This is a genomic window from Streptomyces sp. NPDC001508 (assembly GCF_040298665.1).
In the GTDB taxonomy this organism is placed as follows: domain Bacteria; phylum Actinomycetota; class Actinomycetes; order Streptomycetales; family Streptomycetaceae; genus Streptomyces.
Map to the genome: position 1 here is coordinate 1 of NZ_JBEPAP010000002.1, position 7,145 is coordinate 7,145.

Below are 7,145 nucleotides of genomic sequence, written 5' to 3' on the forward strand. Positions count from 1 at the left end.
GACGGTTTTGATCTAGACAATCCAGATCATCGCAGGTGAGAGGCACCCTTCTTCTGCCAGGGCATCAGATCGCTGCCGTAGCTGAATTCATGAGGCTGATGCCGGGGCAGTGGGTTTCTACCGGCGGTGCGGGTTCTCGGTGTGCAGTCTTGGTGAGGTCTACCCGGGTGTCGAGCGGTTCGAGTGCACGCTGGACGTCATCCGCGGGTGACCGGGGCGGGCGGGCACGGGCCGTGGGGAGTCAGGTTTGACGACGCGCGCAGACCCACCGTCGTCACTGTCACCCGTGCCAGACGCCCTCGACAAGGCTCACGTCTTTGAGGCTTCCTTCTGAGACGCGGCGGGGCACTTCCTCCCATTCACGGATAACTCGGCGCCTTCCGTCGGGAATGTCAGGCCAGTCAGTGCGATTGATCACCTTGCCTGCGTAAATTGGTTCCCAAGAGATTCCGTAAAAGGGGCCGATATCGGGGACCAGTGTTGCTAGGCAGTGCAGGGTTCGACGGTGATACCACTTACTGACGGCCGTGACTTTCAATCCCGATGCCAGGGCTTCCCGCAAATAGGGAAGTGACAACTCCACATTCTGCCATGTGTTGGCTGCCTGATCTTCACACCGAATGACACTGTCGGGAACACCGCGCTCAATAAGAAGCTCACGGAACATGTGTGCTTCCACGATTCCGGTGTGCCGGTTGATTCCTCCGGTTGCGATGATCAGCGGCGCAAGTCCTTTATGGTAGCGCTGTGCCGCGATTTCGATCGGCCGAGTTTGGTTCGTTCCAAAGAGGAAGTGAGCGGTGGGCTCGTCCTGTGGCGGTGGTGCTTCAATATCTACGAAACTCGCGATTTCGCGAATCTGCTTCGCGCTGAGTTCAGTGCCGCTCATTGCGCCCTTCCGGACGAGTGAATGACTAAATAACATTTCCGGTCAATTGGCTAGCAGTGTCCAGGTATTGAGCTTTGTATTCCTCTACCTGAAGAGCGTTGGCAAAGTTGCGTTCAAGAAGGCGGCTGAGTTTTCCGGCAAGCGTCACGGTCGGCCACGCCGGACGGTTTCCCGCAAGAGCGTCATGGCCGGCGGACACGGCTTCATCGAGGTTTCCGGCCCCTGCTTGAGCAAGCCCCAGGATGAGTAGTGCGCGGGCATAGCTGGATGGGTGTTCACCGCGCTGCCGCGCTTCGGGCCGGTAGAGCGTTTGAAGTACGCGGTTAGTAGCGGTCACTGCCTCTTCGTGCCGTCCCAGAAGCATCAAGGATGTTGCCGTGTACGGTGGATCTTCGCCGAGGGAAATCGAGAAAGCGCCCGTCACTTTCACATCGGTTGGCAATTTCGCCATTTCTCTTGAAGCGTAGCGCCTAGCTGTTTCCGTGCGGTCAGCGTCCCCCGTCATCGCTGCTGCCCGCATTTCCTGAGTCGCTAGCTTTGTGTGAATCAGAGTCCCCGATGCCGTGACGCTCTGCCCTTGGGAGGCCAAGGAAAGTGACTGGTGAGGCCGCCCCTGATAGAAGGCAATCAGTGACCTCGTCAGAACAGCCCATCCTGACAATTCAGGATGCCCAGTTTCCTGGCTTCGTCGCTCGGCGTCACCGCACCAGATATGGGATGCTGCATGCGCGCCCATGTCACACGCGGCAATACCCAGCAGGCAGGAAAGCCAGCCGATGGATAGCGTTATGTCCTTCCTCTGTCCACTAGGCATGGCAGAGTCGAGAAAGCCATCTGCATATGTTCTGACAGTGAGTAGTTCGTCGTATACCTCTGCCGGGGGCACAGAGTAAATCGTAAGGGCGTAATGCTCGATGAGTTCGCCGAGTACAGCGGTGAGCATGCTCGCGCTGCCATGGCTCATTACTTCGAGAGCCTGAATGACGCGCTGGCCCCGATTGATCTGTGTTGCAGCCACTGACAGGGCGGCGGCAGACGTGGCAACGAAAGTGCGCCGGCCCACGGAGACCACCTGCTCCGGCTGTGGCACGGTTTCTTTAGGATCGCACGCAATCTCAACCTTCGGTTGTGCAGTGTTGCTGCTGCTTTCCCATGGACGTGTCGGTAACCCGAGCATTTTTCCAGGGATGCCGAATCCATCCGCTACGCGCTCGATAACTTCCCGCCCCCGGATTCCCCTAACACCACGAAGGATGTCGCTGACCCGAGAACTGGTCATCTTCCCCACGGCTGCCGCCATTACGGCATAACTAGAGCCGGTACGGCGATTAACCAGCCGGAAGATCTCTTGGAAATTCCGGGCTGCGCAGGCTTGCCGCATGGCTTCGCTGTTGAGGAGCGCGTCAGGGATCGTCAGCGGATATCCGCTCCGCTGAGCCGCGCGGTCATCCATGTGGCCACCTACCAGGAACCGAAGTGATCTACGTCCAGCGTAGCCCCAGAGCTCCAGCAGGGAACCCCAAACCAGCCGAAACGGGGTTCCCCAAATGGGCTTGCGGGGTTCCCCGTTCGCTGTTCCGTGAGGAGTCCCGCCCGGCTGAAGCTCTTCAGGCGGCGCCACCCGCGCGCTGGACAACACGAACCCCCGCGACCGTGGCGACAGGTCCGGGGCATGGCCACCAACCGGTAAGGGGTTGACGACATGCTCAAAGCTACAACCAGACTCCCCCAACGGCAGCAGCGGACGGAAGCGGAAACCGACGCGCGGCAGTGGGAGTACACGACCTATGCCCCCGCTGGCGAGACCTGCCCGGCGTGTGGTGAGGCGATCAGGAGCCTTGAGAGTTGCCGCCGGGGAATGCTCGCCCGCCGGGAGGCAACACCGATCGTGGCGTACTGGCACTCGGATTGCGCCCTGAAGGGGGTGGCGCAGTGATCCCCATGGACCAGTACAAGAGCGCACGCGCTGAGGCGGAACACACGACGGCACTGCTCCGGGCCGCGCTGCAACGCGCCGGACTCCCCGCGCACGAAGCCGCGCGGGTGCGTGCCCTGGTCACCGGCAAGGGCCGCGCATACGCGGAAATCGGTGCGCTCCCGATCGACTCGGCCGTGAAGCTGTTGAACGCGCTTCCCTCGGAATCGGTCCCCGTGCCGTCTTGCAGCCCGCCCCGGTAGGCGCTCGACGTATCAAGGGTTCGGGGACGTCCACCGGGGCGGGGGTCTATTCCTCACGGGTCACGCGGGCATGGTCAGTCACGACTCGGCGGAACAGATCGTGCGCCCCGGGACGGGGAATCGAGTATCCGTGATGATGTCCCGCCGGGTGGCATTGCCGGGGCGGTGTTCCCGGGGGTGCTGGCGGCGGTGGAGGGCGCGGCGGCGCGCGGTGCCGATGTGGCCGGGCTGCTCGCCCGTCAGCGGGAACGGGCCGCCGACGCGGCCGCGTTCACTGACGCGTACCGGCGTTACTGCTGGCCCACGCAGGGACTGGACGGGGTGCGGCTCGCCCCGTTCCAGCTGCTCGCCGTGCGCGGGCGCAGCCTGGCCGGTCTGCCGCACGACGAGCAGTTGGCCCTGATCGACCGGCTCGTCGAGCATGACGGGAGCGGGCTGCTGCGGACCACGCGCCGGATGTACGTGGACACCGGGGACCCGGAGTCGGTGCGGGCCGGCGTCGACTGGTGGCTGGAGCTGACCGGGCGGGGCGGCGAGGGCATGGTCGTCAAGCCGGTGGCCGCGCTCGCCCGCGACCCGCAGGGCCGGCTGGTCCAGCCCGGCATCAAGTGCCGGGGGCCGAGTACCTGCGGATCATCTACGCTCCCGAGTACACCCGCCCGGACAACCTCGCCCGGCTGCGGCAGCGGTTCCTGAACCACAAGCGGTCGCTGGCGATCCGCGAGTACGCGCTCGGCCTGGAGGCACTGGACCGCCTGGCGGACTCCGAGCCGCTGTGGCGGGTGTACGAGGCGGTGTTCGCGGTCCTGGCCCTGGAATCAGAACCGGTCGACCCACGCCTGTAACGGTCACGCCTCCGCGGCCACAACCGGGCAGGGGGTGACGCACATCACAAAGCGCCCCGCCCCTGCGGCCCCGCCGGCCGACGACGGCCCGTCCCTCCGGGCCTGGGAGGGGCCCGGCTGAGGGCCACGGAACCCGTGCCGGCCGCGGGCCTGTTCCACCCGGACCTGTCCCGTCCGGCTGCTGCCCCGGCCCCGGCCCAGCAGCCGCAGCCGCTGCGCGGCTGGACGGTCAGGCCCCAGGCGGCCGGGTGCGGTGACCTCGCCTTGGGTCAGCGGGTGTTCATGGCCCCGGCGGGGGAGGGCGGCGTGGGGTGGTCGGGCCGCTCCTGGCGCACCGGTGGTGGCAGCGCCTGGCACTGGGGTCCGTGGCCGTCGGTGCCCCGACGAGGCGTCGGCTACAGCCCCGGTGCAGCCGGGCGGCGGCCCGTGGCAGCGCCGGGCCGTAGCCAATGCCCGTCGGTGTCCGGGCAAGGCGCCGGGGCAGACCCGGCGCCGCTGGGCGGCGAGTACCGGCGAGGCGTCTCTGTGCCCAGGGAGAGCAGGGAAGACCCCACGACGGCCCTGCGCGGCCATGGGCAGCCGCGGCGCGGTTCGACGGTCGGGCCCAGGTCGGCCGGGGTCGGCACGTTGCCCGGGATCAGGGGGTTCCGCGGCTCCGCTGCCGTCCGGACACGGTCCGCATCCTGCTCAGGACACGGCTCGGGGCAGCGGTCCTTGAGGTCACCACGGTGCCGGTCATCGCCTCGGCGCCACCCTGGCCATCCTCCGGGCCGCAGCCACCGCACGGGTCTTGTCGTCGGTGGGACGAGAATAAGAACGGGCGGAAACCGGGGGGAGCGTGGGTGAAGCCGGTGCGTGGCGGCCAGGATGGAGGCATGGGATTCCATGTCGACTCCGAGGCCGGGCGGCTGCGCCGCGTCATCCTGCACCGGCCGGATCTGGAGCTCAAAAGGCTCACCCCCAGTAACAAGGACACGCTCCTCTTCGACGACGTGCTCTGGGTACGCCGGGCGCGTGCCGAGCACGACGGGTTCGCCGACGTGCTGCGCGACCGCGGGGTCGCCGTCCACCTCTTCGGCGACCTGCTCACCGAGACCCTGGACGTCCCGCAGGCAAGGCGCCTCGTCCTGGACCGGGTCTTCGACGAGAAGGAGTACGGCCCGCTCGCCACCGACCACCTGCGGGCCGTCTTCGAGACCCTGCCCGCGCGCGACCTCGCCGAGGCCCTGGTCGGCGGCATGACCAAGCGGGAGTTCCTGGACGCCCACGAGGAGCCGACCTCCGTCCGCTTCCATGTGATGGACCTCGACGACTTCCTGCTCGACCCGCTGCCCAACCACCTCTTCACCCGGGACACCTCCGCCTGGATCTACGACGGCGTCTCCATCAACGCCATGCGCTGGCCGGCCCGGCAGCGCGAGACCGTGCACTTCGAGGCGATCTACCGGCACCACCCGCTGTTTCGCGGCGAGGAGTTCCACACCTGGTCCGAGGGGCAGGCCGACTACCCGTCCACCATCGAGGGCGGCGACGTCCTGGTCATCGGCAACGGCGCCGTCCTGATCGGCATGAGCGAGCGCACCACCCCGCAGGCCGTGGAGATGCTCGCGCACAAGCTCTTCGCCGCCGGGTCGGCGCAGACGATCGTCGCGCTCGACATGCCCAAGCGGCGCGCGCTGATGCACCTCGACACCGTGATGACGATGGTCGACGGCGATGTCTTCACCCAGTACGCCGGCCTCGGCATGCTCCGCTCGTACACCATCGAACCGGGGGCCGTCGACAAGGAGTTGAAGGTCACCGACCATCCGCCGGAGCATATGCACCGCGCGATCGCCGCCGCCCTGGGGCTGAGTGAGATCCGTGTGCTGACCGCCACCCAGGACGTGCACGCGGCCGAGCGAGAGCAGTGGGACGACGGCTGCAACGTCCTCGCCGTCGAGCCCGGGGTGGTCGTCGCTTACGAGCGGAACTCCACCACCAATACGCATCTGCGCAAGCAGGGCATCGAGGTGATCGAGATCCCGGGCAGCGAGCTGGGGCGCGGCCGGGGAGGTCCGCGCTGCATGAGCTGTCCGGTGGTGCGCGACCCCGTATAGACCGCCCTGTATATAAATGCTGAGCATCGTATAGACTTCCATGGTCTTCCGCAGTACCCCCGGCCCCCGTCCTCGTACTCCCTGGAGCGCCCCTCATGGCGACAGTCCCGACCGCCCTCGCCGGCCGCCACTTCCTCAAGGAGCTGGACTTCACCGAGGAGGAGTTCCGCGGCCTGATCGAGCTGGCCGCCGAGTTGAAGGCGGCCAAGCGGGCCGGGGCCGAGCAGCGGCATCTGACCGGCAAGAACATCGCGCTGGTCTTCGAGAAGACCTCGACCCGCACACGCTGCGCGTTCGAGGTCGCGGCGGCCGACCAGGGCGCGCACACCACCTATCTGGACCCGGCGGGCTCGCAGATCGGGCACAAGGAGTCCGTGAAGGACACCGCCCGGGTGCTCGGCCGCATGTTCGACGCCATTCAGTACCGCGGCCATGGCCAGGGCGTCGTCGAGGAGCTGGCCGCATACGCCGGGGTGCCCGTCTACAACGGCCTCACCGACGAGTGGCACCCCACGCAGATGCTCGCCGACGTGCTCACCATGACCGAGCACAGCGACAAGCCGCTGACCGGGATCGCCTTCGCCTACCTCGGCGACGCCCGCTACAACATGGGCAACTCCTACCTGGTCACCGGCGCCCTGCTCGGCATGGACGTCCGTATCGTCGCCCCGCGGCTGCTGTGGCCGGACGAGACGATCATCGAGGTGGCCCGGCAGCTCGCCGGTGCCTCCGGCGCCCGGATCACGCTCACCGACGATGTGAAGGAGGGCGTACGCGGCGCCGACTTCATCGCCACCGACGTGTGGGTGTCGATGGGCGAGCCCAAGGCGGTCTGGGACGAGCGCATAGCGCTGCTCGGCCCGTACGCGGTGACCATGGACGTGCTGCGCGCCACCGGCAACCCGGACGTCAGGTTCCTGCACTGCCTGCCGGCCTTCCACGACCTCGGCACCGACGTCGGCCGCGAGATCCACGAGCGGCACGGGCTGACGGAGCTGGAGGTCACCGACGAGGTCTTCGAGTCCGAGTACTCCGTCGTCTTCGACGAGGCGGAGAACCGGATGCACACCATCAAGGCGGTCCTGGTGGCCACCCTGGCCTGACCGCCGCCCCCGCCTTCCCGTTCGCCCCGCC

The 7,145-nt window shown here is 66.9% G+C and carries 5 protein-coding genes and 1 pseudogene; 4 read left to right on the forward strand and 2 right to left on the reverse strand.

Going from position 1 to position 7,145, the window contains the following annotated elements:
• Positions 1-280: 280 nt before the first annotated feature.
• A complete protein-coding gene (locus ABT245_RS02240) occupies positions 281-889 on the reverse strand; it encodes a YdcF family protein (protein WP_351727781.1) in 609 nt (202 codons plus the stop codon).
• Between the two features lie 25 nt (positions 890-914).
• Positions 915-2,342 carry an NsdA family TPR-like regulatory protein gene (locus ABT245_RS02245; protein WP_351727783.1) on the reverse strand — a complete coding sequence of 476 codons (1,428 nt, stop codon included), beginning with the start codon at positions 2,340-2,342 and terminating at the stop codon, positions 915-917.
• 479 nt (positions 2,343-2,821) lie between these two features.
• Here ABT245_RS02245 and ABT245_RS02250 point away from each other — a divergent pair, with 479 nt between their 5' ends.
• The 4 genes and pseudogenes from ABT245_RS02250 (at position 2,822) to argF (ending at position 7,114) form a co-directional block, all read left to right on the forward strand.
• A complete protein-coding gene (locus ABT245_RS02250) occupies positions 2,822-3,067 on the forward strand; it encodes a hypothetical protein (protein ID WP_351727785.1) in 246 nt (81 codons plus the stop codon).
• Between the two features lie 147 nt (positions 3,068-3,214).
• Positions 3,215-3,912: pseudogene (locus ABT245_RS02255) on the forward strand (polynucleotide kinase-phosphatase); the annotation flags it as partial.
• Positions 3,913-4,787: 875 nt separating this feature from the next.
• The gene (locus ABT245_RS02260) at positions 4,788-6,011 is read left to right on the forward strand and encodes an arginine deiminase (protein ID WP_351727787.1); all 1,224 of its coding nucleotides are present in this window, start codon (positions 4,788-4,790) and stop codon (positions 6,009-6,011) included.
• Positions 6,012-6,106: 95 nt separating this feature from the next.
• Entirely contained in the window at positions 6,107-7,114 is a 1,008-nt protein-coding gene (argF, locus tag ABT245_RS02265; RefSeq protein WP_351727788.1) for an ornithine carbamoyltransferase, read from the forward strand.
• The last annotated feature ends 31 nt before the right edge of the window (positions 7,115-7,145 follow it).

What these genes read in the sequence shown, in the direction of transcription:
- ABT245_RS02240 (WP_351727781.1), bottom strand. Translation starts at nt 889, where the DNA reads ATGAGCGGCACTGAACTCAGCGCGAAGCAGATTCGCGAAATCGCGAGT.
- ABT245_RS02245 (WP_351727783.1), bottom strand. Translation starts at nt 2,342, where the DNA reads ATGGATGACCGCGCGGCTCAGCGGAGCGGATATCCGCTGACGATCCCT.
- ABT245_RS02260 (WP_351727787.1), top strand. Translation starts at nt 4,788, where the DNA reads ATGGGATTCCATGTCGACTCCGAGGCCGGGCGGCTGCGCCGCGTCATC.
- argF (WP_351727788.1), top strand. Translation starts at nt 6,107, where the DNA reads ATGGCGACAGTCCCGACCGCCCTCGCCGGCCGCCACTTCCTCAAGGAG.